22 protein-coding genes and 1 tRNA gene are annotated in these 26,332 nt (G+C 60.7%); 19 read left to right on the forward strand and 4 right to left on the reverse strand.

Annotated features, from left to right (window positions below; genetic code table 11):
- The first annotated feature begins 285 nt into the window (after nt 1-285).
- The gene (locus RPF88_RS26125) at nt 286-1,632 is read left to right on the forward strand and encodes an IS5 family transposase (protein WP_063169227.1); all 1,347 of its coding nucleotides are present in this window, start codon (nt 286-288) and stop codon (nt 1,630-1,632) included.
- Between the two features lie 110 nt (nt 1,633-1,742).
- On the opposite strand, the gene hemN is transcribed toward RPF88_RS26125, so the two are convergent.
- Complete coding sequence (gene hemN, locus RPF88_RS26130; RefSeq protein WP_063169226.1) at nt 1,743-3,092, reverse strand: oxygen-independent coproporphyrinogen III oxidase; 1,350 nt, start codon at nt 3,090-3,092, stop codon at nt 1,743-1,745.
- Nucleotides 3,093-3,244: 152 nt separating this feature from the next.
- Between hemN and RPF88_RS26135 the strand changes: the two genes are divergently transcribed.
- The 12 genes from RPF88_RS26135 to RPF88_RS26190 all read left to right on the forward strand — a co-directional run bounded on the left by RPF88_RS26135 (nt 3,245) and on the right by RPF88_RS26190 (nt 17,402).
- Nucleotides 3,245-3,988, forward strand: coding sequence for a Crp/Fnr family transcriptional regulator (locus RPF88_RS26135; RefSeq protein ID WP_024502861.1), 744 nt, complete (start codon nt 3,245-3,247; stop codon nt 3,986-3,988).
- 494 nt (nt 3,989-4,482) lie between these two features.
- Nucleotides 4,483-6,102: a cytochrome-c oxidase, cbb3-type subunit I gene (gene ccoN / locus RPF88_RS26140; protein WP_063169225.1), complete on the forward strand. Its 1,620-nt coding sequence runs from the start codon at nt 4,483-4,485 to the stop codon at nt 6,100-6,102.
- Nucleotides 6,102-6,833 (forward strand): cytochrome-c oxidase, cbb3-type subunit II, encoded by a 732-nt coding sequence (gene ccoO / locus RPF88_RS26145; RefSeq protein WP_063169224.1) that lies wholly within the window; start codon nt 6,102-6,104, stop codon nt 6,831-6,833. Before ccoN ends, ccoO begins: the two co-directional genes overlap by 1 nt.
- An 11-nt stretch (nt 6,834-6,844) precedes the next feature.
- Nucleotides 6,845-6,994 carry a cbb3-type cytochrome c oxidase subunit 3 gene (locus RPF88_RS26150; protein WP_024502864.1) on the forward strand — a complete coding sequence of 50 codons (150 nt, stop codon included), beginning with the start codon at nt 6,845-6,847 and terminating at the stop codon, nt 6,992-6,994.
- Between the two features lie 2 nt (nt 6,995-6,996).
- Nucleotides 6,997-7,860 (forward strand): cytochrome-c oxidase, cbb3-type subunit III, encoded by an 864-nt coding sequence (gene ccoP, locus RPF88_RS26155; protein ID WP_063169223.1) that lies wholly within the window; start codon nt 6,997-6,999, stop codon nt 7,858-7,860.
- Between the two features lie 167 nt (nt 7,861-8,027).
- Nucleotides 8,028-9,587, forward strand: coding sequence for a cytochrome c oxidase accessory protein CcoG (gene ccoG, locus RPF88_RS26160; protein ID WP_063169222.1), 1,560 nt, complete (start codon nt 8,028-8,030; stop codon nt 9,585-9,587).
- Nucleotides 9,584-10,081: a FixH family protein gene (locus RPF88_RS26165; protein WP_063169221.1), complete on the forward strand. Its 498-nt coding sequence runs from the start codon at nt 9,584-9,586 to the stop codon at nt 10,079-10,081. The genes ccoG and RPF88_RS26165 overlap by 4 nt, the downstream gene beginning before the upstream one ends.
- Nucleotides 10,078-12,357 carry a cation-translocating P-type ATPase gene (locus tag RPF88_RS26170; protein ID WP_063169220.1) on the forward strand — a complete coding sequence of 760 codons (2,280 nt, stop codon included), beginning with the start codon at nt 10,078-10,080 and terminating at the stop codon, nt 12,355-12,357. The genes RPF88_RS26165 and RPF88_RS26170 overlap by 4 nt, the downstream gene beginning before the upstream one ends.
- Nucleotides 12,358-12,362: 5 nt before the next feature.
- Complete coding sequence (ccoS, locus tag RPF88_RS26175) at nt 12,363-12,518, forward strand: cbb3-type cytochrome oxidase assembly protein CcoS (protein ID WP_081714250.1); 156 nt, start codon at nt 12,363-12,365, stop codon at nt 12,516-12,518.
- Between the two features lie 727 nt (nt 12,519-13,245).
- Entirely contained in the window at nt 13,246-13,863 is a 618-nt protein-coding gene (locus RPF88_RS26180; RefSeq protein WP_127247245.1) for a hypothetical protein, read from the forward strand.
- Nucleotides 13,864-14,146: 283 nt separating this feature from the next.
- Nucleotides 14,147-15,325, forward strand: a complete 1,179-nt coding sequence (ubiM, locus tag RPF88_RS26185) for a 5-demethoxyubiquinol-8 5-hydroxylase UbiM (RefSeq protein WP_032899078.1) — start codon at nt 14,147-14,149, stop codon at nt 15,323-15,325.
- Nucleotides 15,326-15,500: 175 nt separating this feature from the next.
- The gene (locus tag RPF88_RS26190; protein ID WP_082826564.1) at nt 15,501-17,402 is read left to right on the forward strand and encodes a putative bifunctional diguanylate cyclase/phosphodiesterase; all 1,902 of its coding nucleotides are present in this window, start codon (nt 15,501-15,503) and stop codon (nt 17,400-17,402) included.
- 1,453 nt (nt 17,403-18,855) lie between these two features.
- On the opposite strand, the gene RPF88_RS26195 is transcribed toward RPF88_RS26190, so the two are convergent.
- A complete protein-coding gene (locus RPF88_RS26195; protein ID WP_063169217.1) occupies nt 18,856-20,178 on the reverse strand; it encodes a tyrosine-type recombinase/integrase in 1,323 nt (440 codons plus the stop codon).
- Nucleotides 20,179-20,292: 114 nt separating this feature from the next.
- Nucleotides 20,293-20,382: transfer RNA gene (locus tag RPF88_RS26200), tRNA-Ser, on the reverse strand.
- A 404-nt stretch (nt 20,383-20,786) separates the two neighbouring features.
- Between RPF88_RS26200 and RPF88_RS26205 the strand changes: the two genes are divergently transcribed.
- The 4 genes from RPF88_RS26205 (at nt 20,787) to RPF88_RS26220 (ending at nt 23,094) form a co-directional block, all read left to right on the forward strand.
- Nucleotides 20,787-21,467, forward strand: a complete 681-nt coding sequence (locus RPF88_RS26205; protein ID WP_013529062.1) for a 50S ribosomal protein L21 — start codon at nt 20,787-20,789, stop codon at nt 21,465-21,467.
- 97 nt (nt 21,468-21,564) lie between these two features.
- Nucleotides 21,565-21,834, forward strand: coding sequence for a 50S ribosomal protein L27 (gene rpmA, locus RPF88_RS26210; protein WP_013529063.1), 270 nt, complete (start codon nt 21,565-21,567; stop codon nt 21,832-21,834).
- A 120-nt stretch (nt 21,835-21,954) separates the two neighbouring features.
- The gene (locus RPF88_RS26215; RefSeq protein ID WP_337123458.1) at nt 21,955-22,542 is read left to right on the forward strand and encodes a GNAT family N-acetyltransferase; all 588 of its coding nucleotides are present in this window, start codon (nt 21,955-21,957) and stop codon (nt 22,540-22,542) included.
- A 21-nt stretch (nt 22,543-22,563) separates the two neighbouring features.
- The gene (locus RPF88_RS26220) at nt 22,564-23,094 is read left to right on the forward strand and encodes a GNAT family N-acetyltransferase (protein ID WP_127368022.1); all 531 of its coding nucleotides are present in this window, start codon (nt 22,564-22,566) and stop codon (nt 23,092-23,094) included.
- Between the two features lie 7 nt (nt 23,095-23,101).
- Here RPF88_RS26220 and RPF88_RS26225 read toward each other — a convergent pair whose 3' ends face one another.
- Entirely contained in the window at nt 23,102-23,971 is an 870-nt protein-coding gene (locus tag RPF88_RS26225) for an endonuclease/exonuclease/phosphatase family protein (RefSeq protein ID WP_337123459.1), read from the reverse strand.
- 134 nt (nt 23,972-24,105) lie between these two features.
- Here RPF88_RS26225 and obgE point away from each other — a divergent pair, with 134 nt between their 5' ends.
- Nucleotides 24,106-25,137: a GTPase ObgE gene (gene obgE / locus RPF88_RS26230; protein WP_013529067.1), complete on the forward strand. Its 1,032-nt coding sequence runs from the start codon at nt 24,106-24,108 to the stop codon at nt 25,135-25,137.
- A gap of 4 nt (nt 25,138-25,141) precedes the next feature.
- Nucleotides 25,142-26,332 (forward strand): glutamate 5-kinase, encoded by a 1,191-nt coding sequence (gene proB, locus RPF88_RS26235; protein WP_337123460.1) that lies wholly within the window; start codon nt 25,142-25,144, stop codon nt 26,330-26,332.

A 26,332-nucleotide genomic window follows, 5' to 3' on the forward strand; every position in this document is an offset into this window, starting at 1 on the left:
CTCCTCGCGAAGCATAGGATCAAACACCTTGGAATGCAGGTATGCGCAAGAGATGATGTGGAAGGAGATACCGCGCAACAGCCTAAGTTTGCATTTTCGATTTGGTCGGCCGTGAACTATCCGCAAGCCATTGATCTGGCCTGTTGATTGAGGCGGATAGCGGCTTTGGAATTGCAGGATTAGCGGTATTTGGACGCTGTTTTCCTGCAATTCGGTTTTGCGATTCCCTTGTGGCGCGGAGCGTGATTCACTCGGTTCGGCGGCGGCGAATCGAGGGGACAGCGAATGTCCAGGCCACGCGAGAAGCGCGAGACGGGAGAGCAGGACCTGTTCCGCTCCCGGCTCGACCAAATCATCAACATGAAGCACGAGCTGGTGCGGCTGGCGCAGGCGATCGACTGGCCGGTGCTGGAGGAGCGTTTCGGCGCCGTCTATTCGGACGGCCCCGGCATGCCGCCGCTGCCGACCCGGCTGATGGCGGGGCTGGCGATCCTCAAGCACACCTTCAACCTGTCGGATGAGGTGCTGTGCGAGCGCTGGGTGGAGAACCCTTATTTCCAGTATCTCACCGGCGAGACGTTCTTTTGCCATACGCTGCCGTTCGACCGCTCCTCGATGACGCGTTGGCGCAGCCGTATGGGCGAGGAGCGGATTATGGTGCTGTTGCAGGAGAGCCTCAGCCTCGCGGTCAAGACCGGGGCGATGAAACCGGCCGACACGCGCCAGGTGATCGTCGACACCACCGTGCAGCCGAAGAACGTCATGTTCCCGACCGACGCCAAGCTCATCCATCGGGCACGCGAACGGCTGGTGCGGCTGGCCAAGAGGACGGGTCTCCATTTGCGCCAGAGTTATGTGCGGGTCGGCAAGCTGGCGCTGATCAGCCACCAGCGCTATGCCCACGCCAAGCAGTTCAAGCGGGCCAACAAGGCGCTACGCAAGCTCAAGACCTATCTCGGCCGGACCATTCGCGACATTGGTCGCCAGATCGCCGGCGATCAGGGGCTGGACGCGCTGTTCAAATGGCCGCTCTACCAGGCCGCCACCGTTCTCGAGCAACGCCAGCGCCAGCGCGGCCGCAAGATCTACAGCCTGCACGCACACGAGGTGGAATGCATCGGCAAGGGCAAGGCGCATGCGCCCTACGAGTTCGGGGTGAAGGTGTCGGTGGCCACCACGCTGAAGCGCTCCAGGGGCGGCCAGTTCGCCCTGCATGCAAAAGCACTGCCCGGCAATCCCTATGACGGCCACACGCTGGCAAGCGTCATCCCCGACATGGAAAAGACCATCGGCAACGAGATCGGCCGCATCCTCGCCGACGCCGGCTATCGCGGCCACAACGCACCGCAGAGCCACAAGCTCAGGGTCTTCACCGCGGGCCAGAAACGCCGCGTCACCCCAGCCATCAAGCGCCAGATGCGACGGCGGTCGGCGGTCGAGCCCGTCATCGGCCACATCAAGAGCGAACACAGAATGGGCCGCAACTACCTCGCCGGCCAGCAGGGCGACACCCTCAACGCCATCCTGGCCGCCGCCGGCTACAACTTCTCCCTCCTGCTCAGGTGGCTGAAGGGGTTTTTGTCGCTCTTGATTGCCCTGCTTCAAATCCGGCCGAAGCCGGTCGCCGCTTAGGGCTCGGATTGTTCACGGTCGACGATTTGATGCGGTAGTCGCCTATGAGCGGTCAAAACGAACGCAGCTGGTTCGCCGATCGACCAAACGGCGAGCGCACTGTGCTTTGCTCAGACCGCCACCGAGTGCCTCGCCGTTCCCCCTTTGAAATATGTATCGAACTTGGCCGCGATGGTTCGAATGAAGGGGCGACTTTCAGTCCGTACGAGGAAACTGTCACCATCGAATTCAAGCGCTCGGGCAGGATCGTGGAGTGCGATGGACCTCGAGCGATGAAGGAGCTGCTCGCCGGCTTTGCCGAACCGCTCCACCAGGTCGACTGCCGAGAAGGCAAAATCACACATCAGCCGCTCGATGATCCAGCCACGGACGCGATCGTCGTCGGAAAGGGCAACGCCGCGGACGGCAGCCAACCCGCCATCCGCAACCATGCGCCCGTACCCGGCAGTCGAAGCCATGTTCTGCACGTAGCCTTGGCGAAAACGACCGATGGACGAAGGGCCAAGTCCGATCAGTGTCGGGCAGCGATCCTCAGTGTAGCCCTGAAAATTGCGATGCAAAACCCCTGCGCGGGCCGCTATGGCCAGCGCATCGTCGGGCTTCGCGAAATGATCGAGTCCTATTGCCTCATATCCCTTGGCGACAATTGCCCGCGCCGCGAGTTGAGATTGGGCGAAACGCTCAGTGGGACTCGGCAGCCATGCCTCGTCGATCATCGTCTGATGCTTCTTGAACCAGGGCACATGTGCGTAGCCGAACAGGGCCATCCGGTCTGGCTCCAAGGTCAGTGCCTGCGCCACCGTGGAACAGATCGTCTCGCGTGTCTGATTCGGGAGCCCGTAGAGCAGGTCCAGATTGACCGATTCGACGCCCCGCGAACGAACCCCGTCGACGACTGCCTTGGTCTGCAAAAAACTCTGCTCACGATTAATTGCTTTTTGCACTTGCGGATCGAAATCCTGCACGCCGAGGCTCGCCCGCGTTACGCCGATTTGAGCAAGTGCATCAAGGCGCGCCTTGTCCATGTCGTTGGTTTCGATTTCGATGCTGACCGTAGCATCCGGGAGAAGGTCGAAGCTGTCCCGCAAGGCCGCTCCAAGAGCAACCATATCATCGGGCCTCAGAATAGTTGGCGAACCGCCACCGAAGTGGATTGCACGGACATGTGCCTTGCCGCTCACCAGACCGGCAATCGTGACGATTTCGGCATTCAGCGAGCGCAGATAAGCGGCCACCGGCTCATATTGGTGCGTCTGCTTGGTGTGGCAGGCGCAGAACCAGCAGAGCTTGTCGCAGTAAGGAATGTGCAGGTACAGCGAGATTTCGTCGCCGCTTTCCAGCGTCTCCAACCAGCCACGGTAAATGGCAGCATCGATCCCCGAATGGAAATGCGGCGCCGTCGGATAGCTGGTGTAGCGTGGGACGTTCTCGCTGAGTTTGACAGCTATTTCCGATTGCATCTCGCGTTCACCGTGTTGCCCGCCGGAACACTGCACGCATCGCTGAAGCAGACCCTGATCTCGATCAGCCGCGCTCATGGACAAACCGCCGCAGGATTTCTCTACCCTGGATGGGTATCCTGCCGGCAGTTAGGATCGGGTAAGGCGAACGCATGACCTTTCGGCAAGACATTCATAGTTCCGGCATTCCTGTTCTTTGCTTCCCTTGCGAGGCACGGCGTCGCGGTGTCTGCGGTGCGCTCGATCCAGACAATTTGGTTGGGCTCGCCAAGACTTGCTCGCGTCGCCGGATCGAGTCAGGAATGGAGTTGACCGGCGAGGCACAGAACGTCGACAGCTACTCCAACGTGCTTTCAGGCGTGGTAAAGCTATCAAAGAGCCTGTCGGATGGGCGCCAGCAGATCGTCGGTCTCCAGTTTGCACCGGATTTTCTGGGACGTCCTTTCAAGGAGGAAAGCTCGATCAATGCGGAAGCGGCAACAGCAGTCACGCTGTGTTCGTTTCCGCGAGCGGCCGTCGAACGGATGATGAAGGCGTCACGGGAATTCGAGCATCGCCTGCTCAAACAGACGCTGAATGAACTCGATGAGGCGCGCGAGTGGATGGTGACGCTGGGGCGCAAGACAGCTCCGGAAAAGGTGGCGACTTTTCTCCTCATGATGGCCCGGAATATCGATTCCAGTCTCGATGCGGCTTCCGGGTCGGCCTCCTTCGATCTGCCGCTGACGCGTGCCGAAATGTCTGATTTCCTTGGAATCACCAGCGAGACCGTGAGCCGCCAACTGACGCGATTGCGGGCTGACGGGGTGATTCGGATTGAGAACGCACGCCATGTGACGGTGGACAGCATAAGCCGTCTGGAGAAGCGCTGTGGCGGCGGACGCGAGCGGCCCTAAGCGGCGAGGCCATGTCGCATGACTCCGGGGCGGGCCGTGTTTGCCTTTTAATGCGATGTCGCCGCGCCTTCGACGAAGCGGCGTCACGGTTGTCGAGACAAACAGCTTTCGGGCTTTGATAGGAACGTGACCAATCGCCAGGTGTGTTTCGGCACATACCGGCGAAGCATGGTCCTTAATCTGCCACGGCTCGGCGGAACGATCGCGTTCGTTTCCAATGGGATCCGAACAACGTTTGGCAGGGCATCGGCAATAGCATCCAACGCGCGCAGAGCCTCAGCTTTCGCCTCAGCGATCGCGTCTGCGCCCGCCCAACCCAGGGAACGCCTTCCATGAGGGAGTGAGCCCGCGCTGCGTTCCTCGTTCATTCGCCACCTGCTGATTGCGCCGCACAAAATCGTGCGGCCTGACATAGATCAGGGCGAGGGGGCGGCGGCTGCGCGATTAGTGCGCTGCGGATTTGGCATCCACCAGATTCGAGATCGGGATCTGCAATGAAATTCGGCACAGAGATCGTCCTTCTAAGCGTGTTCGCTTTTGCGGCCCTGGTGGCCGCCGGCTTCGGCGTGGATGAACCTTTCCGCCGACACATGTGGGTGTTGTTCTTCGCAGTGGCTGGTTTCACTGCGATCCTGTTGCGCAACACGGAGTTCAGGCCAGCAGCTCCGATTGACCCATCCGCTTACATGGATGGTCCGATCCGCTACGGCGCGATCGCCACCGTGTTCTGGGGTGTCGTCGGCATGCTGGTCGGCGTGGTGATCGCGCTGCAGCTCGCCTACCCCGATCTCAACATCCAGCCCTGGTTCAATTTCGGTCGTTTGCGGCCGTTGCACACATCCGGTGTCGTTTTCGCCTTCGGCGGCAACGCGCTGCTTTGCACGTCTCTGTATGTCGTGCAGCGCACCTGCCGCGCGCGCCTCTTCGGCCGTGATCTCGCCTGGTTCGTCTTCTGGGGCTACCAGCTGTTCATCGTCATGGCCGCGACCGGCTACCTGCTCGGCATCACCGAGGGCCGCGAGTACGCCGAACCCGAATGGTATGTGGATGTCTGGCTGACCATCGTCTGGGTCGCCTACCTCATTCTGTTCCTTGGCACGATCCTGAAGCGCAAGGAACCGCATATCTACGTGGCCAACTGGTTCTACCTGTCGTTCATCGTGACCATCGCGATGCTGCATGTGGTCAACAACCTGTCCATACCAGTCTCGTTCCCGGGCTCCAAGAGCTACTCCGCCTTTTCAGGGGTCCAGGACGCCTTGACGCAATGGTGGTACGGCCACAACGCGGTCGGCTTCTTTCTCACCGCCGGCTTCCTCGGCATGATGTATTATTTCGTGCCCAAGCAGGCGAACCGGCCAGTCTATTCGTACCGGCTGTCGATCGTCCATTTCTGGGCTATCATCTTTCTCTACATCTGGGCCGGGCCGCATCACCTGCACTACACCGCCTTGCCCGATTGGGCGCAGACGCTCGGCATGGTGTTCTCGATCATGCTGTGGATGCCGTCCTGGGGCGGCATGATCAACGGCCTGATGACGCTGTCCGGCGCCTGGGACAAGCTGCGCACCGATCCGATCATCCGCATGATGGTGATGGCCGTCGCCTTCTATGGCATGTCGACCTTCGAAGGCCCCATCATGGCGATCCGGGCGGTCAATTCGCTGTCGCATTATACCGACTGGACCATCGGGCACGTCCATTCGGGTGCGCTCGGCTGGGTCGGCATGATCTCGTTCGGCGCGATCTACTACATGGTCCCGAAGCTCTGGAACCGTCAACGGCTCTACTCGCTGAGGCTCGTCACCTGGCACTTCTGGCTGGCGACACTCGGGATCGTCGTCTACGCCGCGGTGATGTGGGTGTCCGGCATCATGCAGGGCCTGATGTGGCGCGAATATGGCGAGCAGGGCTTCCTGGTCTACTCCTTCGCCGAAACCGTCGCCGCCATGCACCCCTACTATGTCCTGCGCGCCATCGGCGGCGCCATGTACCTCTCCGGCGCCCTGATCATGGCCTGGAACATCACCAGGACCATCCTCGGCCACCAGCGCGAGGAGGAGCCGATGCCGAGCCCCGTCGCCATCCGACCTGCGCGATCAGGAGCCAGGTAATGGGCTTGATGGACAAACACGCAATCATCGAGAAGAACGCCACGCTTCTTCTCGTTGGCTCGCTGCTCGTGGTGACGGTCGGCGGCATCGTCGAGATCGCGCCTCTCTTCTATCTCGACAACACGATCGAGAAGGTGGAAGGCATGCGCCCCTATTCGCCGCTCGAACTTGTCGGGCGCAACATCTATATGCGCGAGGGCTGCTACCTCTGTCATAGCCAGATGATCAGGCCGTTCCGCGACGAAGTTGAGCGCTATGGCCACTACAGCCTGGCTGCCGAGTCCATGTACGATCACCCCTTCCAGTGGGGATCGAAGCGCACCGGGCCGGATCTCGCCAGAGTTGGCGACCGCTACTCGAATGCATGGCATGTCGCGCATCTTACCGACCCGCGCTCGGTGGTGCCGGAATCGATCATGCCGAGCTATGGGTTCCTGAAAGACACGCCGATCGACGTGAAGGATTTCTCGACGCATCTGGTCGCCAACAGGCTTGTAGCCGTCCCTTACACCGATGACATGATCGCCCACGCCAATGCGGATCTGGCGGCGCAGGCCGATCCCAATGCCGACACATCAGGCCTTGAGGCGCGTTACCCAAAAGCCAAGATCGGCGACTTCGACGGCAACCCGCAACAGGTCACCGAAATGGATGCCCTGCTCGCCTACCTGCAGATGCTTGGCACACTGGTCGACTTCAAAAATTACGACGAAGCCGCCGGCTACCGCTGAGGAGAACGCTGATGACCTACAATTTGATGCGGGCGTTTGCCGACAGCTGGGGCCTGGTTGCGATGGCGCTGTTCTTCGTGGGGTGCATCGCCTTTGCCCTACGCCCCGGCAGCCGAAGGCTGGCCGACGAAGCGGCCCGCATTCCGCTCGAGGACGAGTGATCATGAGCGACGAGCATATCGATGAAATCTCTGGCGTCTCGACCACCGGCCACGAATGGGATGGTATCCGGGAGCTGAACAACCCGCTTCCCAGATGGTGGGTTATCACTTTTTACGTCACCATTGTCTGGGCGATAGGCTACACCATTGCCTATCCAGCATGGCCTCTGTTGCACTCGGCGACAACGGGTGTGCTCGGCTATTCCAGCCGCAACGAGGTCAGGAACGAGCTGACCGCGGCTGAGGCCGCCAAGGGCAAATATATCTCGGCGGTGGAGTCCAAGAGCGTCTCGGAAATCGCCGCGGACGACGGCCTGCGCGAATTCGCAATCGCCGCCGGTGGCGCCGCTTTCAAGGTCAATTGCGTACAATGTCATGGCTCCGGCGCCCAGGGTTCCAAGGGCTTTCCCAATCTCAACGACGACGACTGGCTGTGGGGCGGCAAGGCCGAGCAGATCCAGCAGACGATTACGCACGGCATCCGCTTCGCATCCGATCCGGACACGCGCCTGTCGGAAATGCCGGCCTTCGGCGACATCATTACCGCCGACCAGATCGCACAAGTCAGCGCCTACGTGGCCAGCCTTTCCGGCAAGGTCCGCGATGCAAGTCTGATCCAACCCGGCGCCAAGGTCTTTGCCGAGAATTGCGTGGCCTGTCACGGCGACAATGCAAAAGGCAACAGGGAATTCGGCGCCCCCGACCTGACCGATGCGATCTGGCTCTATGGATCCGGTGAGACAGCCATCGCCGCACAGGTCCGTGCGCCAAAACAGGGCGTCATGCCGGCCTGGGTTGGCCGTCTCGGCGAGATCAAGGTCAAGGAACTTGCAGTTTATGTCCATTCGCTTGGCGGCGGAGAATAGGAATGGAAGGTCCTATTCTTCGGTCCCCCCTGCCAAGCGGACGAGGCCCGGCGTGAGCCGGGCCTCGACACCATCCCTAATGCGATCTGCACAACCCGGCAAGGCTATCCTACGGCGAGGCTTTACGACAGGTGCCCCTGACATTGGCTGGGAAAGTGGAGTTGCACATGCGTGACAAGACGCAGTTGACAGGGCTCGAAACAGAAACTGTCAATTCCGCCAAAACCCGCAAGCCGCTTTATGCCGCGCGTCAAAAGATCTTTCCGAAGCGCGCCTCGGGCAACTTTCGTCGCTTCAAATGGCTGGTGATGACGATCACACTTGGCATCTATTACCTGGCTGCGTGGCTGCCTTGGGCTCGCGGTCCATTTGCCCCGGACCAGGCAGTCCTGCTCGATCTCGCGAACCGGCGCTTCTACTTCTTCTTCATCGAGATATGGCCCCAGGAATTCTTCTATGTGGCCGGCCTCCTGGTCATGGCGGGCGTCGGTCTTTTCCTGATCACCTCGACTGTCGGCCGTGCCTGGTGCGGCTATGCATGCCCTCAGACGGTGTGGGTCGATCTGTTCCTCGTCGTCGAACGTGCGATAGAGGGCGACCGTAACGCTCGCATGAAACTCGATGCAGGCCCCTGGACCGCCCGCAAGCTGATGCTGCGCTTATCGAAGCACGCCGTCTGGCTGGTCATCGGTGCGGCGACCGGCGGCGCCTGGATTTTCTATTTTGCCGATGCGCCGACGCTGGTTGGCGAACTCTTCACCGGCACCGCGCCACCCGTCGCCTACATCACTGTCGCCGTGCTGACGGCTACCACCTACACGTTCGGCGGTCTGATGCGCGAGCAGGTCTGCACCTACATGTGCCCATGGCCGCGCATCCAGGCAGCGATGCTCGACGAAAGTTCTCTCACCGTCACCTACAATGACTGGCGCGGCGAACCGCGTTCTCGCCACGCCAAGAAGGTCCTTGCCGCAGGGCTGCCGGTCGGTGACTGCGTCGACTGCAATGCCTGCGTCGCGGTCTGCCCGATGGGGATCGACATCCGCGATGGCCAGCAGATGGAATGCATCACCTGCGCGCTGTGCATAGACGCCTGCGACGGGGTCATGGACAAGCTCGGCAAGGAGCGCGGGCTGATCTCCTATGCGACACTGTCCGACTACAACGCCAACATGATGCTGGCGACCGCGGGCGGCTCCAGTTCAGTCAACCCGTCGCAGGTCAGGACCGCTGATGGCCTGTTCTCCGACAAGGTGGCGCATTTCCATATCCGCAAGATCTTTCGGCCACGCACCTACGTCTACATGGGTATCTGGTCGCTGATCGGCCTGGGTCTGCTCTATTCGCTGCTGACGCGCGATCGGCTCGAAGTCAACGTGCTGCATGATCGCAATCCGCAATTTGTCACGCTGTCCGACGGCTCGATCCGCAACGGCTACACCGTCAAGCTGCTCAACATGATCCCCGAGCCAAGGACGATCGTTGTCGCGATTCAAGGCTTGCAGGGCGCCGAGATGAGCGTGGTCGGCGACGACATCCCGGAAGGCCGTTCTTTTGCCATTCCGGTCGAACCCGACCGCCTGAAAATGCTGAAGGTCTTCGTGCGCCAGCCGGCGGATCAAATCCAGGGCACAGCGCAGACCTTCAAGTTCCGTGTCGAGGACAAGGCGAGCTTCGAGGCGGACGAATACACCGCCACCTTCAACGCGCCGGAGACTGCCAGATGACCGCTAACGCTGAAAAACCCCGCGTATTCACCGGCAGGCACATGCTGGCCATCATCCTAGCCTTTTTCGGGGTGGTCATCGCGGTCAATCTGACGATGGCAACGCTCGCCAACACGAGCTGGACCGGCCTTGTCGTCGAAAACACCTATGTGGCGAGCCAGCAGTTCAACAAGAAGGCCGAGGAGGGGCGGGCGCAGGCAGCGCTCGGCTGGACCGGCAAGCTGACCATCGCATGGGGCGAGGTCCGCTATAGCCTTACCGACGCCGTCGGCAAGCCGATTGCCTTGCATGGCGTCAAGGTGCTGTTTCGCCATCCCGCCTACGAGAAAGAGGACAAGGCGGTCAACCTCGCCCTCGCCTCCGGCCAGGAATTCGCAGCCCAGCACATGCCGAAGGATGGCGTCTGGATCGTCGAAGTCGACGCTGACGCCGGTCTGGCCGAGCCCTACCGCGAAGTCCGCAGGATCATGATTTCCCATGGAGCGCTGAAATGAGTTGTTGTGCACCGGGCGCCGAAATGGCGCTTGATCTGGGCAGCACCACGTCGGTCCTGCCGTCTAGTCAAGAGATCAGGCTGGCGAGCCGATCGCTTGGAGATGATCTCCGCCAAACCGATCTTTCGGTGCCGAGCGTTCATTGCGCAGCTTGTATCCAGACGATCGAGACGGCGTTGGGAACGCTCGATCGCGTCGAGAGCGCCCGCGTCAACCTGTCGACGAAACGGGTCTCGGTCCGCTGGCGTGGCGACGAGGTTCCACCGTTCGTCGCCGCGCTTGGACGGCTCGGCTACCAGGCGCATCTCTTCGCCCCCGAGATTGATGAAAAGGACAGGACGCTTTCGGAGTTGATCCGCGCCGTCGCGGTTGCCGGGTTCGCGGCGGGCAATATCATGCTGCTTTCGGTCTCTGTCTGGTCCGGGGCCGAAGGGGCTACCCGCGACCTGTTTCACTGGGTCTCCGCATTGATCGCCATCCCAGCGCTCGCCTTCGCCGGCGGCATCTTCTTCCGCTCGGCCTGGAATGCACTGCGCCACGGCCGCATGAACATGGACGTGCCGATCGCGGTCGGAGTGTCGCTCGCTTACGCCATGAGCCTCTATGAGACGATCAACCATGGCGACCACGCCTATTTCGACGCGTCGGTTTCGCTGCTTTTTTTCCTTTTGATCGGCAGGACGCTGGATCACGTGATGCGCGAACGTGCCCGCACCGCGGTGAAAGGCCTGTCGCAGCTGGCCGCACGCGGCGCCATGGTGCTGCGCGGCGATGGCGCGCGCGACTATCTGCCGGTTGGCGAGATCGAACCGGGGATGCAGCTGCTGATCGCGGCCGGTGAAAGGATCCCCGTCGACGGCAAGATCATCCACGGAGCGTCTGATCTCGACTGCTCGCTGGCCTCAGGCGAAAGCGCGCCGAAAAACGTGGCGCCGGGCGAAGCCGTGCAGGCCGGCGTGCTCAATCTTACCGGCCCGCTGACGATCGAGGCGACCGCCGCCGCGAAGGATTCGTTCCTCGCCGAAATGGTTCGGCTGATGGAAGCCGCAGAGGGCGGTCGCGCGCACTATCGCCGCATCGCTGATCGCGTGTCGGCACTCTACGCGCCCGTGGTTCATCTCACCGCCTTCGTGACATTCCTGGGTTGGATGGCGGCGACGGGCGACTGGCACCGGGCGATGACGATCGCCATTGCCGTTCTGATCATCACCTGCCCGTGCGCGCTCGGCCTCGCCGTACCGATCGTTCAGGTGGTCGCCGCGCGGCGTCTGTTCGAGAACGGCATCATGGTCAAGGACGGTTCGGCCATGGAGCGCCTGGCGACGATTGATAACGCAGTGTTCGACAAGACCGGAACGCTCACGCTCGGACAACCCCGGCTCCTCAATGCATCGTCGATCGATCCGGCCATGCTGGCAATCGCGGCAGACATGGCCGCGCACTCGCGTCACCCGTTTTCAAAGGCCATAACCGGCTTTGCCGCTCCTGGCGGGCAACACAAATTCGATGCCGTCACAGAGCATCCGGGGTTCGGGATCGAAGCCACTGTCGCCGGAAGCATCTGGCGGCTGGGTCGACGCGGATGGGCTGGATGGAAGGCCCGGACCGGTGGTGAAGGCAACCATGGCTATGGCGGAACGGTGCTGACAAAAGACGGGTTCATTGTCGCGACCTTCGATTTCGAGGATGCGCTGCGCGCCGACGCGGCGGCGGCGATCAAGCGATTGAACGATACTGGGGTGTCGATGCAAATGCTGTCGGGCGATACCGCAGGTGCCTGCGGTGAAGTTGCAAGAATGCTGGGTGTCGAGGACTTCGTTCCGTGCCTGCTGCCGTCGGGCAAGGTCGAGCGCATCGAGACCCTGGCGAAAGACGGACACAAGGTTCTGATGGTTGGCGACGGCCTCAACGACACGCCGGCGCTGAGCGCGGCGCATGTCTCGATCGCTCCGGCCACCGCCGCCGACATTGGCCGCAATGCCGCCGACTTCGTATTCCTGCGCGAAAGCCTTCTGGCAGTGCCTCTCGCGCTGGACGTCTCGCGCAAGGCGGGACACCTGATCCGCCAGAACATCGCGATTGCGATCGTCTACAATGCCGTCGCCGTGCCGATCGCCATCCTGGGCCACGCCACGCCTTTGTTAGCGGCGATTGCCATGTCTGCCTCATCGGTGCTTGTTATTGGAAACGCATTGCGCTTGCACGGCTTCGGGGCGAATGCGACGCTGCAAGTTATTCAAAAAGTCGGACGCTCCGCAGTCAGCTATTCGGCATAATCCTCGTGACGACGTTGCTCTATCTCATACCAGTGGCCCTTTTTCTGGGTGCACTGGGTGTGTCCGGCTTCGTCTGGGCATTGCGAAGCGGTCAATACGAAGATCTCGACGGAGCCGCCGAGCGGATACTAATTGATCGGGACGACAAACCGGAACGCTGATTTCAATCCGCTGTGCATAAGATGCGCGGATCGCGCTCGTCAGTCGAGCCGGCTCGGTCGGGAACAAGCTGTCCATGCTCCATGCTCCATGCTCCATGCTCCATGCTCCATGACCATCTTGACCTAAGCTGCACACTACATTTGTGAAAAGCCTCTGTCGTGCGAAGGACTGCCTCCCATTGCACCCAGTATGAGGCGTGTGATGCCACGAGAGTACCTCGCGTGGCCGGACGAGAGCTTGGCAATGTGCGCACGGGTTCCAAAGTGGAACGTCACGGTCGATCACCTGACCGTGAACCGCCAGTGCCGATTGGTCATGTCTGGCTGATCCAGATCAGGGTCATACTCATCGGCGTGGTCTATTGACCAGTCTTCGACGGAGAAATGCATGACTTACGGAAAGATTGGTCGTCATTATCAGCACCTTCACGGTTCTGGGTTTTCTGTCGTGTGGTCGGCCATGCCTTGTGCTTACGGCGCAGCCATTAGCTGACCGGCGTCGTGTGTATCTCGCTTGCTGGCTGACCATCCGCGTGGCTGCGCGGACAGGGGGCCGATCAACAGCTTTCGCCTTTGATGGGTTGTGTGCGTCGTTGCCGATCCATCCCGATTCCCGGCCCGCGCCTTGAGGCTATGCGACGGTACCGGAACCCAGCGCACGTCACGCGGTTCCGCGCGCGTGGTGTCCGCTCGTCACGACGATGAACGAACAAGCGGCTGGAGTACCATGAACACCGTACACATCATCGACTGCCACAATGCAAATGACTACTTCGCCGACAGGCAAGAGGGACCGATCGTGCAGCACTTGTTAAAGGCTGTCAACATCCGCGCGGAGCTCCACATGGCGTTGAACCGAACGAAATTTGGTGAGGCTGTAGTACGAGCGATGGAGGCGGAGTGCGACGTGCTTCACATCGCCGGGCACGGCAATGGTGACGGGATCGCTTCGTCCAGTGGGCGAAGTGGCCTTCTTTGGGCTGACTTCGTAAAAATGTTCCAGGGCTCGCATCCAGCGCCGAAGATCCTCGTGATGTCAACGTGCTGCGGAGCATCATCGGGGTTGGGACGTGCGTTTTCGAAATCGATCAACCGTCCGAAGTTGATCATTGGTTCGAGTGACGCGCGCTATTTCGACGACTATGTCGCCGCGTGGGCTTTGCTCTATCGGCGACTGAATTGCAAGGACATCGACATCGAAGCCATGCAGCAGGTTCTTGATGAGATATGCGCGGTCGTGGATAAAAGTTTCCGCTACCTTGGCTGGGATGACGAGAGAGAGCGCTACGTTCGATACCCTCACCCTCGCAAGAGAGCCCGCTTCGACGTCGTGGAGCGTGAGTAGTATGCGCAAGGGTTCCAGGTGGAATGTGGCGATCGATGCGGCGCGGCCGTCGCTGACCAGCGTCGCGAGTGTCTCGCTTGCTGGCGGCGATCTGCGCGGCTGCGCGGCGAAAGGGCGGGATCGGTTAGCCGCATCCACCTCTGAGCGCTTTGAGTGCTTCGTTGCCGATCGATGCGAATCTCCCGGCCCAGCGCCTTTAGGCAATGCGGCGGGCACGGAGCTCATGTCACTCGGCTCAGTTCCACCGTTACACGAGGATAGGCGACCGGATGGCGGCACGCTGATGGGCTCTGACGATAATTTTGACATCGTTGTCGTTGGAGCCGGCCCGGTCGGCCTTTCGTTCGCTGCGTCGCTTGCCCAAAGCGAACTCAAGGTGGCAGTTGTTGAACAGAACACATTCGATAGTCTGGCGAATCCGGCTTTCGATGGTCGCGAAATCGCGCTGACCAACGCTTCGATCAGAACCCTTCGCGAGCTCGGCGCCTGGGATGTCATCCCGGCTTCGGACAAATCAGCACTTCAAGGCGCGCGCGTGCTCAACGGCTCGAGCGCATTCGCTCTTCGTTTCGATCCTCCCAGCAACTCTGGAGAACCGCTGGGGGTTTTGGTTCCAAATTGCCGGATCCGCGAGGCGCTGTTCAAAATCGTCCGCTTGCAGGATCGCGCCCGGCTGTTGTGCGGCCACTCGGTCGTCGATGCAACAAACAGCCAAGAAGGAGCAGTCGTAACGCTCTCTAATGGCGCGCGTTTAACTGCTCGGCTGGTTGTTGCCGCGGATTCGCGTTTGTCCGCCACGCGTGATCTGCTAGGCATCGGCGCCGATATCAACCGGCTTGGCCACTCGATGCTGATTTGCCGAGTGAGGCACGAGCGCGCCCACCACCAGATCGCCATCGAATGGTTCGATCACCATCAGACGATAGCGATATTGCCCCTCGCGGAGGGCATGTCGTCGCTGCTGCTCACATTGCGCTCAAACGAGGCCTATAGACTGCTTGCCTTCGATGATGATTTGTTCCTGTCGGAGTTGACGAAACGGTGTCGAGGGCGCCTTGGAAAAATGACCTTGGCAAGCAAGCGCCACACCTATCCGCTGGTCACGACCTGGGCGCACAAATTCCGGGCGCCGAGCGCCGCACTCATCGGCGACGCTGCCATCGGCATGCACCCGGTGACCGCTCACGGATTCAACATCGGTCTCAGCAGCCAGAAGCAACTCGCCCGTGGAATCATGACTGCGTGCCGCGACGGCCGCAATGTTGGCGACCCCGACATGCTGCATATATACGAAAGGCGGCTGCGCCTGTCGGCGGCGCCGCTCTACCATGCAACGAACATATTGGTTGGACTCTACTCCAGAGACCACCTGGCGGCACGGCTTGCAAGGCATCTGGGGCTTCGCTTTGCCCAACATGTTCCCCTTGTCCGGCATGGGATTTCGGCGGAGCTCCAGCGGTGATACTGCACCAGCAGTCGCATTTTTGCGCGTGCTGGGCGAGCGATGAGAGAGTGCATGATGCACCGGAGTAATCCTGCTCCCCGACGCTGATCTCCGATTGAAGAATTAACCCGTCCTTCAGGGGGGCTGCATAGGCTGCGGACAAGCAGGAGTAAGCAAGCTGACCCGTCCAGCCTTGGAAAAAGAAGATCCGCTGGAGGCGAGAATCCTTCAGGACCAGCTCGCTGATCTGAGGGCAGGCCTTTTCGTCTCAATGCCGATAAGCATTGTGCTGTCCGGGCTGATTTTGACCGTGCAGGCCCTTTCCGGGAACGGTCTTGCTGGCGCGGCCTGGTTTTCGGTCGTTAATGCGATAAATGCCGCCCGCCTTGCACTCGCCCGTCATCAGCTGAAGGAACCCGGAGTCCAGGATGATCTGACACGGGTTTGGCTGCGGCTTCGCTGGTTTGGCAGGCTTGCTCTTCTGGCGGGATTCACCTGGTCATTCCTTGCCGTCCTAACGGCTGGATACACGACGTCTCAAGCATCGCTGCATCTAATAATTCTGGCGGGCATTTCAGCTGGCGCGGTCACGTACGGCAGCTCATATGCTGCGGCAGCGATATGCTTCATCACACCGCCACTCCTCATTGCCGCCGCATGTTTGCTGACGAAGGGAGCCCCGGAAAACTACATTCTGGCTTTTGCCGTCCTGCTTTTCGAGGGCGGCCTGGTTCGATCCTCGTTCGTTGGACAAGCGCGCTTCCGTGACGCGAGCCGCCTGAGACATCAAGCCGAGCGGCTTGCCGCGGAAATGGAGCGCAATTCCAGGGAGGACCATCTTACCGCGCTCCTCAACAGGCGGGGCCTCGAACATGCAATCGATCAGTTTGAGAACACCGATGGACCCTTTGTGGCCATGCTGATTGATCTGGACGGGTTCAAATCTGTCAACGATACCTACGGTCACAGAACGGGTGACGAGCTGCTTGCCAGGATCGCCCGCCGAATAGAGGAAGAAGCACCGGAGGGCTCAACGCTCGCCCGCATCGGTGGGGATGAATTCGTGCTGGTTTTTTCTTCGCGAAAGAATTCTCCTTCTCCCACCAATCTCGCGTCCAATCTCATAGCCAAGCTTGCTCGCCCCTATCCTGGGATCGCATCAGTCCGCATTGGAGCGTCTATAGGAATCTACTTGGCTGAAAACCCCGGACTAACGGAAATGTTGTTGCGGGCCGACATCGCCCTTTACACAGCTAAGCGCCGCGGCAGGAATGAATTTTGTCTGTTCGATGCCGAGCTAGCCCGGGAGTTGCAACGCCGCCAGTCAATCGAACGCGATCTTCATTCGGCGATAACGATGAGAAGCTTGGTCGCTTGGTTTCAGCCAATCGTAAGACTCGAAACTGAAGCCGTCGTCAGTTTTGAAGCCTTGCTAAGATGGTCTCACCCGCTTCACGGTCCCATTTCTCCGCCCGAGATCATGACAGCGGCACGCGAAACTGGAATGCTTCAGCTGCTAACTCAAACGGTATTCGCCGACTGTTGCGCTCTTATCGAGGGCTTGGTCAAAGCTGACCGTCGTGATGTTCGTGTGGCGATGAATGTTTCACCGTGCGAGTTGGAAGCTGGCGATATTGACGAGATGATTCTTAATGGTCTGGCGGCAAAAGACCTCCCTGCAACGATGTTCGACATCGAGATTACCGAAGAAGCCCCAGTGGATCCGGACAGAGTGGATGAAAAGCTCGCCCGGCTTTCACATGCTGGCATTTCTATCGCGCTCGATGACTTCGGCACCGGTTTTTCGACGTTGGCATCGCTCAAGGACAGTCGGATCAGGAAGGTGAAAATAGATCAGGGCTTCGTTCGCGGCTTAGCCAAGTCCCGGGAGAATCGGCTGCTTGTCAAAGCGGTGATTGATCTTGGTAGGACGCTCGGGATCGAGGTCATGGCCGAGGGCGTTGAAACAGAGGCAGATCGGCAAACTCTGTACAAGCTTGGCTGCAGAACCGCGCAGGGCTTCCTGTTCTCTAAGGCAGTGCCTCTCCATTTGGCACTTGATTCGGTAGTAAAAGAGCACGCGAAGGAGTTGTGACCGGCCTCTCCGTCCGTGCTGCTCGCGGAACTTTCATGTGGGGTGGACCTGACGCGCGAAAGCCGTTTCGGACGGTAGAGTTATTACGGGGGCGAAACTGAGCACGTGGTTTGGATAGCAGCAATCCGGTCCACCGGCGCACATGCAGCGGCTTCATACAAGCGTTCAAGTTGCGAGATGAGCTTGAGTGAACGACGTCGGAGAATTGCGTCCTTTGGACGCTGGTTTCGCGGTTCCCGTAGGATTCGATTACGGGAAGCGTTCTTGGCTGCTTCTCGGCTCAGCGCTCATCGGGATGAACAACGTACCCGCGGTCAAGGTCTTCGCGACCTCAACCCAGTCACCATCCCGCAACAGCAGCGGTCGGGTCCTGATCAAGCGCTCAGCCTCAGCACAGGTGCTGGAGCAACGGTAGAGCGCGGAAAACGTGTATCGGAATGCGCTGGCTCACCATAGGAAGCTGCCACGGCATGTCGAATGTCCCCAGGGGGCGGACCGTTCCCTTGCATTTGTCTCGATGACGGGCTCTCAAAGCTAAAGCCAAGAGAGCTTTATAAAAATCGCACCCGATCGGCTGCGCAACGACGACCAGCTGAGGCCCGATCGGGTGCTAAGGTCGTGCCAAAAAAGGCGCGTCACTGTCGCATTTCTAGCCGGCTTGCGATCGGACGTCATCTCTTGGCGATCGCTGCCCCTTCTCTCAAATGCGCTTAGCGGCGCCGATGGCGAATAGCGCAAGCTTTTCCACCCGTTTCTACTCCACTACCGAGACTCGTCACCAACCTCCTTTTATTCGCTTCCATATGGCCCATCCTGTCTCCAATCGAGGAGGAGCGCGAACATGGGCCAAGCCGTAGAACGTCTCAGTCTCGGGAATTCTTCTGCTCGCCAAACTGCCGTTGTCGCCGGCACCATATTTGGCAGGGTGACAGTGCACGACAAGATATCAGGCGTTCTTGTCTGGGCTGAACTATGCTTGCAAGCCATAACCCAAAAATCGCCGATCCCTTTGAATTCGAGCCGGATGAATGGGTGTTTCAAAATTTTTGGCGGTTTTAGGCAGAACCCTCCGATGGCCCGCGTACCGGTCAAGCTTCGTGAGCACTTTAGGTTCGTCGATCAGGCATAGGTTTCTTTCCCATGCCACATGCTGGCCGTTTGCCTAGTTCGGAAGCCCTCGAGAGGCGTTGCTCGTCTTGGTATGGCGTCGCCCCTTTTTCCGATCCATCGGCCACGGAGCTAGAATGGTGTCTAGCTGTTGCCGCCTACTTGGTCATCCGGCATGGAGATGCCTATATACCGACCTTCGAAAGGCTGGAATACGAGGTCGAACAAATGCGGCGGAAGCTCGGAAATCGCGAGCGAGCGCAGCGCGTGCTGGCCACGCTCAACCTAAATGGCTCGGACAGCTGGAGCCGTGAGGTTGGTTCTCAAGGCCTGGATGGCGCCGCAATCACATTCGCCCGGGCGGGGTAAAAGCGATTTTTTGGAGCCACTCGCGCTTTTGCGCTAACGAAGGTCCCGCGCCGTATTTGGGCCGGATCCATTTGTGGCCCATCAGAGAAGCAATTACCTTCTCCGGCGCCTCAACTGCCGTCAGCCGGTCCTCGAAAGTGTGTCGCAGGCTATAAAGACTATGCTCGGAAGTCGGCAGAAGTTCCTTGCTGGCGAGCACCTTGTTGACGAGCGCTGAAAGTGACGCGGCCTTGTCGCGATAACGAGGAAAGCCGTCCGGATGGAGCTTGATGGCTGCAAGTGCGCCGCCAACCAAGGGAATGTCACGGGCTGAATGACCGGTCTTCAAGCGACGGCCATTGGGGCGCACCCGCACATGCGGGATTTCTCGATCGAGGTGGATTGTTTCGGTGGTGAGGTTTGCCGCTTCAGAAAGCCTGAGTCCGGTATCGGCAATCACATAGATTAGATGGCGGGCTTCGTCATTGAGTCCGTCGAGCGCGCCTTCAGCGAGTATCTTCTCCTGAATGAACTCCGCTGTGAACGCAGCGCGTTGCCCGGGGACGGCGCCGGAAAGACGCAGGTTTCGAAAAACCGGCTCCAGCTTGAGCTGGTGAGTCAGATCGACGACGCGCAGCATTTTCGAAACATGGCCGATGTCCTTGTTGGCCGTACCGATATCAAGTCCATCCTCAACGATCCGCTTTTGCCACCACTCGCGGAACGCGATTGCGTCGTCCCGAGTGAGGCTTGCGATCTCCTTGTCGCCAATGACTCCAACCAGATTGGCAACTGCGCGCTTTTTGGGGTTACGCCATTTCTTGATTTGGTTGGGCGACATGGTCAGCAAGTTCTGTTGCTCGATCGTCTCGAATTCCTTGATAAGACCGCTCAGGCGGACCGCTGGCCGCTTCTCCCCACCCATGACGGCCGAGACGTCCTGCGCGTCCTCGATCGATTTTTTGTCGAGGAGCAGCTTGATACGGGCCATGAGTTCGTCGAGCGGCCCCGCTGCTAGTTCCTCGTTAGTGCGATAGGCCAATCCAAATGACCGCGCGCGCTTCCTCGCGGCTTCGAAACGCAGCCCCGCCTCGGCGGATTGGCCTTCCCGCAGTCTACGCCAATACGCCTCCAGCCCCGCGCCGAGGCTTTGCACTGCATCTCGCGCCCGTACACCGCGGGGATCGTCAGCCACGGCGACGCCCGTGGAAATGCGTACTAGGCAGCGGCGATCAAACGCCGCGAATTCCTTCGGCACCCTGCGGACGAGATACCAGATGCCTTCACGTTTATGCGGCTTTGGCGCTGCGGAACGTCGCATTATCTTTCTCTAATGTTACACAGTTTGTTACACAGTCTAAGATATGTTTCGCTTCGTGCTGGTCAAGCGCAACAAGGAAGCTTTTGAAAGGAAAGGATTTTTATGGAAGCTAAATGGCGGAGAGGGAGGGATTCGAACCCCCGATGGGCTTGCACCCATGCCGCATTTCGAGTGCGGTGCATTCGACCACTCTGCCACCTCTCCGCGGTCATGGTCGGCCGTTGCCGGCGCGGCGCACTAGATAACGGCTGAACGGGCAGGTTACAAGGCCAATCCGTCAGTTATTTGGCTTGCCGGGCAAGCAGCGGATTCGCGACGGTTCAGCGGCGGCGAGGCCTGGGTAGGTTGGTAACCAGTCACGCGTGCTTGCCTCGATGACGGTCACGTCGTGCAGTCGTGCTGACACGCTCGATCCTTCGGCCGCCAACAACAGTCCCGACAACAGCTGTTTGCCTTGACTCGCACTCAACCTTCGGTTAGGGACAGCGCGCAATCGGCGTGGAGGGTTCTTCTGCGCCGCTTGTTTTTTGAACCCGCAGACTGACAAAAAGACGGCTGAACCGCCAGAGGCGGCTCATCAAGGCCGACCGAACAGCGAAAGGCAAAAAATGTTCGCAGTCATTAAAACGGGTGGCAAGCAGTATCGCGTTGCCGCCAACGATCTCCTGAAGATCGAAAAACTCGAAGCCGCTGTCGGCGATATGGTCGAGATCGGCCACGTCCTCGCACATGGCGAAGGCGAGAATGTCACGTTCGGCGCGCCGTTCGTCGACGGCGCGGTGGTCACCGCCGAAGTCGTCGAGCAGGGCAAGAACCGCACCGTCATCGCCTTCAAGAAGCGCCGCCGGCAGAATTCGCGCCGCAAGATCGGCCATCGCCAGCTTTTGACCACCGTGCGGATCTCCGAGATCCTGCTGGGTGGCGCCAAGCCGACGAAGACGGCAGCGGTCAAGGCGCCGAAGAAGGTGAAGGCCGAGGCCGCCACCGAGGTGCAGGCGGAAGCCGCGCCGAAGAAGGAGCCCAAGGCCAAGGCAGCCGAGACAAAGGCAGCCGAGACCGCGGCAGCGCCGCTGTTCAAGGCGCCCAAGGGTGAGCCGGACGATCTGACCGTGATCAAGGGCATCGGCCCGGTCGCGGCCAAGGATCTCAACGAGCAGGGCATCATCACCTTCGCGCAGCTCGCCAAGCTGACCGACAAGGATGTCGCCAAGATCGACGAGCACATGCCCTTCAGCGCCGACCAGATCAAGGACTGGCGCGAGCAGGCCAAGGAATTGGCGGCGAAGTAATTTTCTGGCGACCAGGTCGCCGGATCGGACTTGAAACGGAACGCGAACGCGTTCATAAGGCCTTTTAGGCGCCTTGCGGCGCAACGGAGTTAGTTAGATGGCACACAAGAAAGCTGGCGGCTCGTCGCGCAACGGTCGCGACTCGCATTCCAAGCGTCTGGGCGTGAAGAAGTTCGGCGGCGAAGCCGTCATCCCGGGCAACATCATCATTCGTCAACGCGGCACCACGTGGCATCCCGGCGTCAATGTCGGCATGGGCACGGACCATACGCTTTTTGCGCTCGAGACTGGCGCCGTGACGTTCAACAAAAAAGCCAACGGCCGAACCTACGTATCGGTCAACCCGATTGCCAAAGCCGCGGAGTAGCCGGTTCCGCACTAGAACACCGGCGCCCATCTCGGGAACCGGTGTCTGGCAAAGCCAGGAAAAGGATCAGGGGAGATGGGTTTCCATCTCCCCTTTTTCTTGTGCCTGGAGGACTTTCAAATGGTTGCCGAAGCGGAAGACTCAGAAGACGAAAGTTACGCGATAGACTGCCCGGTGCTGGTCACCGAGCGGCTGGTGATGCGGGCGCCACAGGAGGGCGATATCGCGCAACTGGTCGAGCTTGCCGACAACCGCCATGTCGCCGAAATGCTGGCACGCATGCCGCACCCCTATGGCGAGGCCGAGGCGCGCTCTTTCCTTGCCATGACCAAATCGCGCCGGGCCGGCATTGCTTATGCCCTGACGCTGGCCGGCACCGACACGTTCGTCGGTTGCGCCGGCCTCAACACCACCGATCGCGGGCTGGAGCTCGGTTACTGGATCGGCGAGCCGCACTGGAAGAAGGGCTATGCGACGGAAGCAGCGCACGCGCTGGTCGATCTCGCCTTCCAGAGGACGTCGATCCAGGTCCTGCATGCCTCGACGCGGGTCATCAATCCGGCCTCGCGCCGCGTCATCCACAAATGCGGGTTCCAGTATGCCGGCCAGGGCATGCTGAACTCGATCGTCGCCGGCCAGGTTCCCGTCGAGCGCTACCGGCTCGATCGCAAGACCTGGACCAGCCTGCGGAACTGGGTGCATTTCTGATGGATGACGGCGGTCAAGCCAATGGTCGACAGCAGCGATATTGAAACGGCCGCGATCGCGCCGATGACGCCTGGGGATATCGAAAGCTTTCATCGCGCGCTCGATGTCGTAGCGCGTGAGCGAAAGTACTTGTCCTTCCTTGAGGCGCCACCGCTGGATCAAGTCAGAAGTTTCGCAATGGACCGTATCGGGAGAGGCGATCCGGGGTTCGTGGCCGTTGTTCGTGGCGAGGTCGTCGGCTGGTGCGACATCTCACGCCATGATCGGCTCATCCATGCCCATCGCGGCTCCCTCGGGATGGGGATTGTTCCTCCCTATCGGGGGCGAGGGCTTGGACTGCGGCTCATCAATGCAACCTTGGCGCAAGCGCGCAGGGCCGGTTTCGTCCGCATCGAACTCTCCGTGCATTCCGACAATGCTCGCGCCATCTCTCTCTACGACAAGGTCGGGTTTGTCAGGGAGGGCGTGCAGAGCGATGCCGTCCATGTCGACGGGGAATACCGCGATACGATCATGATGGCGATCGTCGAACGCGAAAACGCCGCCAGATGAATGGCCATCAGCCCAGCTCGACCCACACCGGCAGATGGTCCGAGCCGACTGCCTTTCGGTCGACCCATAGACGCTGCAGGGATCTGGCAAGCGAAGCGCTGGTGAAGATATAATCGATGCGCTTGTGCCGGCTGGGATCGGTGGGTTGCTTGGGATCGACCCAACTGATGAGATCGTCGCCGGTGGCGTTCAGCCGCAAGGCGGCATCGACGGCGAAGTCGGCGGTCAGCGGCATGCCGAATTCATGGTCCGGCCGGCCGGCGAGTTCGACATATTCGGGTGAGCCGGCCAGCATGTTGAAATCGCCCATGCCGACAAAGGCTTCGGGATGCGGCAGTTCCGGCAGGCCGATCTCGGCGACGCCGGACAGTGCTCCGCCTTCGAGCGCATAGTTCAGCATGCGTTGGCGCAGGAACTGGATCTGGCTGGCGCGTTCGAGGGGGCTGCGGTGATCGAGATGGATGGAATAGAAGCGGATGAAACCAAGCGGCGTCTCGATCAGCGCTTCCAGCCCGCCGCGCTGGAAGTTCATCATCTCGAAGCTGCGGCTGCGCGGCAAAAGCAGGTTGCGCGACAGATGAATGGGCGTCCTAGACAGCACCATGTTGCCGAGCTGGAAGGTTTTCGTCACGGCACGGCCGTTGTCGATGTGCGAACCGATATTGGCCTCGAAATTGCTGCCATAGACGGCGAAATAGTCGGGCAGCGCCTCGCCGATCTCGGCGACCATGTCGCGGCCGCCATTCCGAGGATTGTTGCGGGTCACCTCCTGCAAAGCGATCACGTCGGCGCCGCGCACGGCATCGGCGATGCGCCCGACATCGTACTGCCCGTCGAGGCCGATGCCGTACTGGATGTTGTAGGTTACAAGCTTCATTCCGACGGCTCTCCGGCCAACCCCACATGGCCATTGTCACAAAACGGCCTCGCCCTTCGCCGCGCCTTGGTTTAGAGCAAGGGCCAAGGTTTAGAGCAATGCCGCAAAGCCACTAGTAGAAACTGTACAATCTCATGAAATTTCTCGATCAAGCCAAGGTATACATCCGCTCCGGTGACGGCGGCGCCGGTTCGGTGTCGTTCCGGCGTGAAAAATTCATCGAGTTCGGCGGGCCGGATGGCGGCGACGGCGGCCGCGGCGGCGATGTCTGGCTGGAGGCGGTCGACGGGCTGAACACGCTGATCGACTACCGGTATCAGCAGCATTTCAAGGCCAAGACCGGCGTCCACGGCATGGGGCGCAACATGACCGGAGCCAAGGGCGCCGACGTCACGCTGAAAGTGCCGGCCGGAACGCAGGTGTTCGAAGAAGACAACGAGACGCTGATCTGCGACCTGACCGTGGTCGGACAGCGCTTTCTGCTGGCCAAGGGCGGCAATGGCGGTTTCGGCAACCAGCATTTCAAGACCTCGACGAACCAGGCGCCGCGCCGCGCCAATCCCGGCTTGCCGGGGCAAGAGCTCAACATCTGGCTGCGGCTGAAGCTGATCGCCGATGCCGGGCTGGTCGGGCTGCCCAATGCCGGCAAGTCGACATTCCTGGCGGCGGTCACCGCAGCCAAGCCGAAGATCGCCGACTATCCGTTCACGACGCTGCATCCCGGCCTCGGCGTTGCCCGCATCGACGCGCGCGAATTCGTCATCGCCGACATTCCGGGCCTCATCGAAGGCGCGCATGAGGGCGTCGGCATCGGCGATCGCTTCCTTGGCCACGTCGAGCGCACGCGTGTGCTGCTGCATCTGGTTTCGGCGCAGGAGGAAAATCCGGGCAAGGCCTACAAGACCGTGCGAGCCGAGCTCGACGCCTATGGCCATGGCCTCACCGACAAGGTCGAGATCCTGGCGCTTTCCCAGGTCGACACGCTCGACGCCGATGCGCGCAAGAAGAAGGTCGCCTCGCTGAAACGCGCTGCCGGCCGCGCGCCGATGCTGTTGTCGGCGGTCACCGGCGAGGGCGTCGAGGCGGTGCAGCGGGCGCTGATGGCGGTGATTGCTGAGGCGCGCGCGCAGATCGCGGCGCCGGTCGAGACGCGCTGGGACAAATAGGGTCATGCAGTCGCTGAGAAAATATCGGCGCATCACCGTCAAGATCGGCTCGGCGCTGCTCGTCGACCGCGCGACGGGCCTGAAGCGCGACTGGCTGGCTTCGCTCGCCGACGACATTGCCGGGCTGGCCCAGGGCGGCGCTGAAATCCTCGTCGTCTCGTCCGGCGCTATCGCGCTTGGCCGCACCATCCTTGGCCTCGGCAAGCGAGCCCTGAAACTGGAGGAGAGCCAGGCGGCGGCCGCCGTGGGACAGATCGCGCTGGCCGGCGCCTGGTCGGACGCGCTCGGCAAGGGCAGCCTGAAATCGGGCCAGATCCTGCTGACGCTCGGCGACACCGAGGAGCGCCGCCGCTATCTCAACGCGCGGGCGACGATCTCGACACTCTTGAAGATGAAGGCAGTGCCGGTCATCAACGAGAACGACACGGTGGCGACTTCCGAAATCCGCTACGGCGACAATGACCGGCTGGCGGCCCGCGTCGCCACCATGATGGGCGCCGATCTTTTGGTGCTGCTTTCCGACATCGACGGGCTCTACACCGCGCCGCCGGCGCGCGACCCCAACGCCAAATTCATTCCGGTGGTCGACCGCATCACGCCTGATATCGAGGCGATGGCGGGTGCGGCCGCTTCCGAGCTGTCGCGCGGCGGCATGCGCACGAAGCTCGATGCCGGCAAGATCGCGACCGCTGCCGGCACCGCGATGATCATCACGTCGGGCACTCGGCTGTCGCCGCTGATGGCGATCGAACGCGGCGAGCGCGCTACTTTCTTTCGGCCGAGCAGCAACCCGGTCAAGGGCTACAAAACCTGGATCGCCGGCCAGCTCGAGCCGGCCGGCCGGCTTACGGTCGATGCCGGCGCCATCGGCGCGCTGCTGTCGGGCAAATCGTTGCTGCCGGCCGGCGTCAAGCTGGTCAGCGGCAATTTCTCGCGCGGCGACACGGTGGCGATCCTGTCGCCCGAGGGCCGCGAGATCGCGCGCGGGCTGGTTGCCTATGATGCCGCCGATGCCGTAAGGATCGCGGGCCTGAAGACGGCCGAGATCGAAACCGTGCTCGGCTACGAGGCGCGTTCGGCGATGATCCACCGCGACGACCTTGTGGTGAGCCATTCGGGTGACCAAGTACGGGCCGGCGACCAAAAAGGGGCCGGTGACCAAGTCACGGTTGGTGGCGATGTAAGCGGAGGATGA

The organism is Mesorhizobium sp. ISC11 (assembly GCF_037162595.1).
Taxonomy (GTDB): domain Bacteria; phylum Pseudomonadota; class Alphaproteobacteria; order Rhizobiales; family Rhizobiaceae; genus Mesorhizobium; species Mesorhizobium ciceri.

What these genes read in the sequence shown, in the direction of transcription:
- RPF88_RS26215 (WP_337123458.1), top strand. Translation starts at nt 21,955, where the DNA reads ATGGTTGCCGAAGCGGAAGACTCAGAAGACGAAAGTTACGCGATAGAC.
- rpmA (WP_013529063.1), top strand. Translation starts at nt 21,565, where the DNA reads ATGGCACACAAGAAAGCTGGCGGCTCGTCGCGCAACGGTCGCGACTCG.
- ccoN (WP_063169225.1), top strand. Translation starts at nt 4,483, where the DNA reads ATGAAATTCGGCACAGAGATCGTCCTTCTAAGCGTGTTCGCTTTTGCG.
- proB (WP_337123460.1), top strand. Translation starts at nt 25,142, where the DNA reads ATGCAGTCGCTGAGAAAATATCGGCGCATCACCGTCAAGATCGGCTCG.
- ccoO (WP_063169224.1), top strand. Translation starts at nt 6,102, where the DNA reads ATGGGCTTGATGGACAAACACGCAATCATCGAGAAGAACGCCACGCTT.
- RPF88_RS26135 (WP_024502861.1), top strand. Translation starts at nt 3,245, where the DNA reads ATGACCTTTCGGCAAGACATTCATAGTTCCGGCATTCCTGTTCTTTGC.
- RPF88_RS26195 (WP_063169217.1), bottom strand. Translation starts at nt 20,178, where the DNA reads ATGCGACGTTCCGCAGCGCCAAAGCCGCATAAACGTGAAGGCATCTGG.
- RPF88_RS26150 (WP_024502864.1), top strand. Translation starts at nt 6,845, where the DNA reads ATGACCTACAATTTGATGCGGGCGTTTGCCGACAGCTGGGGCCTGGTT.
- RPF88_RS26170 (WP_063169220.1), top strand. Translation starts at nt 10,078, where the DNA reads ATGAGTTGTTGTGCACCGGGCGCCGAAATGGCGCTTGATCTGGGCAGC.
- ccoG (WP_063169222.1), top strand. Translation starts at nt 8,028, where the DNA reads ATGCGTGACAAGACGCAGTTGACAGGGCTCGAAACAGAAACTGTCAAT.
- RPF88_RS26205 (WP_013529062.1), top strand. Translation starts at nt 20,787, where the DNA reads ATGTTCGCAGTCATTAAAACGGGTGGCAAGCAGTATCGCGTTGCCGCC.
- RPF88_RS26225 (WP_337123459.1), bottom strand. Translation starts at nt 23,971, where the DNA reads ATGAAGCTTGTAACCTACAACATCCAGTACGGCATCGGCCTCGACGGG.
- hemN (WP_063169226.1), bottom strand. Translation starts at nt 3,092, where the DNA reads ATGCAATCGGAAATAGCTGTCAAACTCAGCGAGAACGTCCCACGCTAC.
- ccoP (WP_063169223.1), top strand. Translation starts at nt 6,997, where the DNA reads ATGAGCGACGAGCATATCGATGAAATCTCTGGCGTCTCGACCACCGGC.
- RPF88_RS26180 (WP_127247245.1), top strand. Translation starts at nt 13,246, where the DNA reads ATGAACACCGTACACATCATCGACTGCCACAATGCAAATGACTACTTC.
- RPF88_RS26165 (WP_063169221.1), top strand. Translation starts at nt 9,584, where the DNA reads ATGACCGCTAACGCTGAAAAACCCCGCGTATTCACCGGCAGGCACATG.
- ubiM (WP_032899078.1), top strand. Translation starts at nt 14,147, where the DNA reads ATGGGCTCTGACGATAATTTTGACATCGTTGTCGTTGGAGCCGGCCCG.
- RPF88_RS26125 (WP_063169227.1), top strand. Translation starts at nt 286, where the DNA reads ATGTCCAGGCCACGCGAGAAGCGCGAGACGGGAGAGCAGGACCTGTTC.
- obgE (WP_013529067.1), top strand. Translation starts at nt 24,106, where the DNA reads ATGAAATTTCTCGATCAAGCCAAGGTATACATCCGCTCCGGTGACGGC.
- RPF88_RS26220 (WP_127368022.1), top strand. Translation starts at nt 22,564, where the DNA reads ATGGTCGACAGCAGCGATATTGAAACGGCCGCGATCGCGCCGATGACG.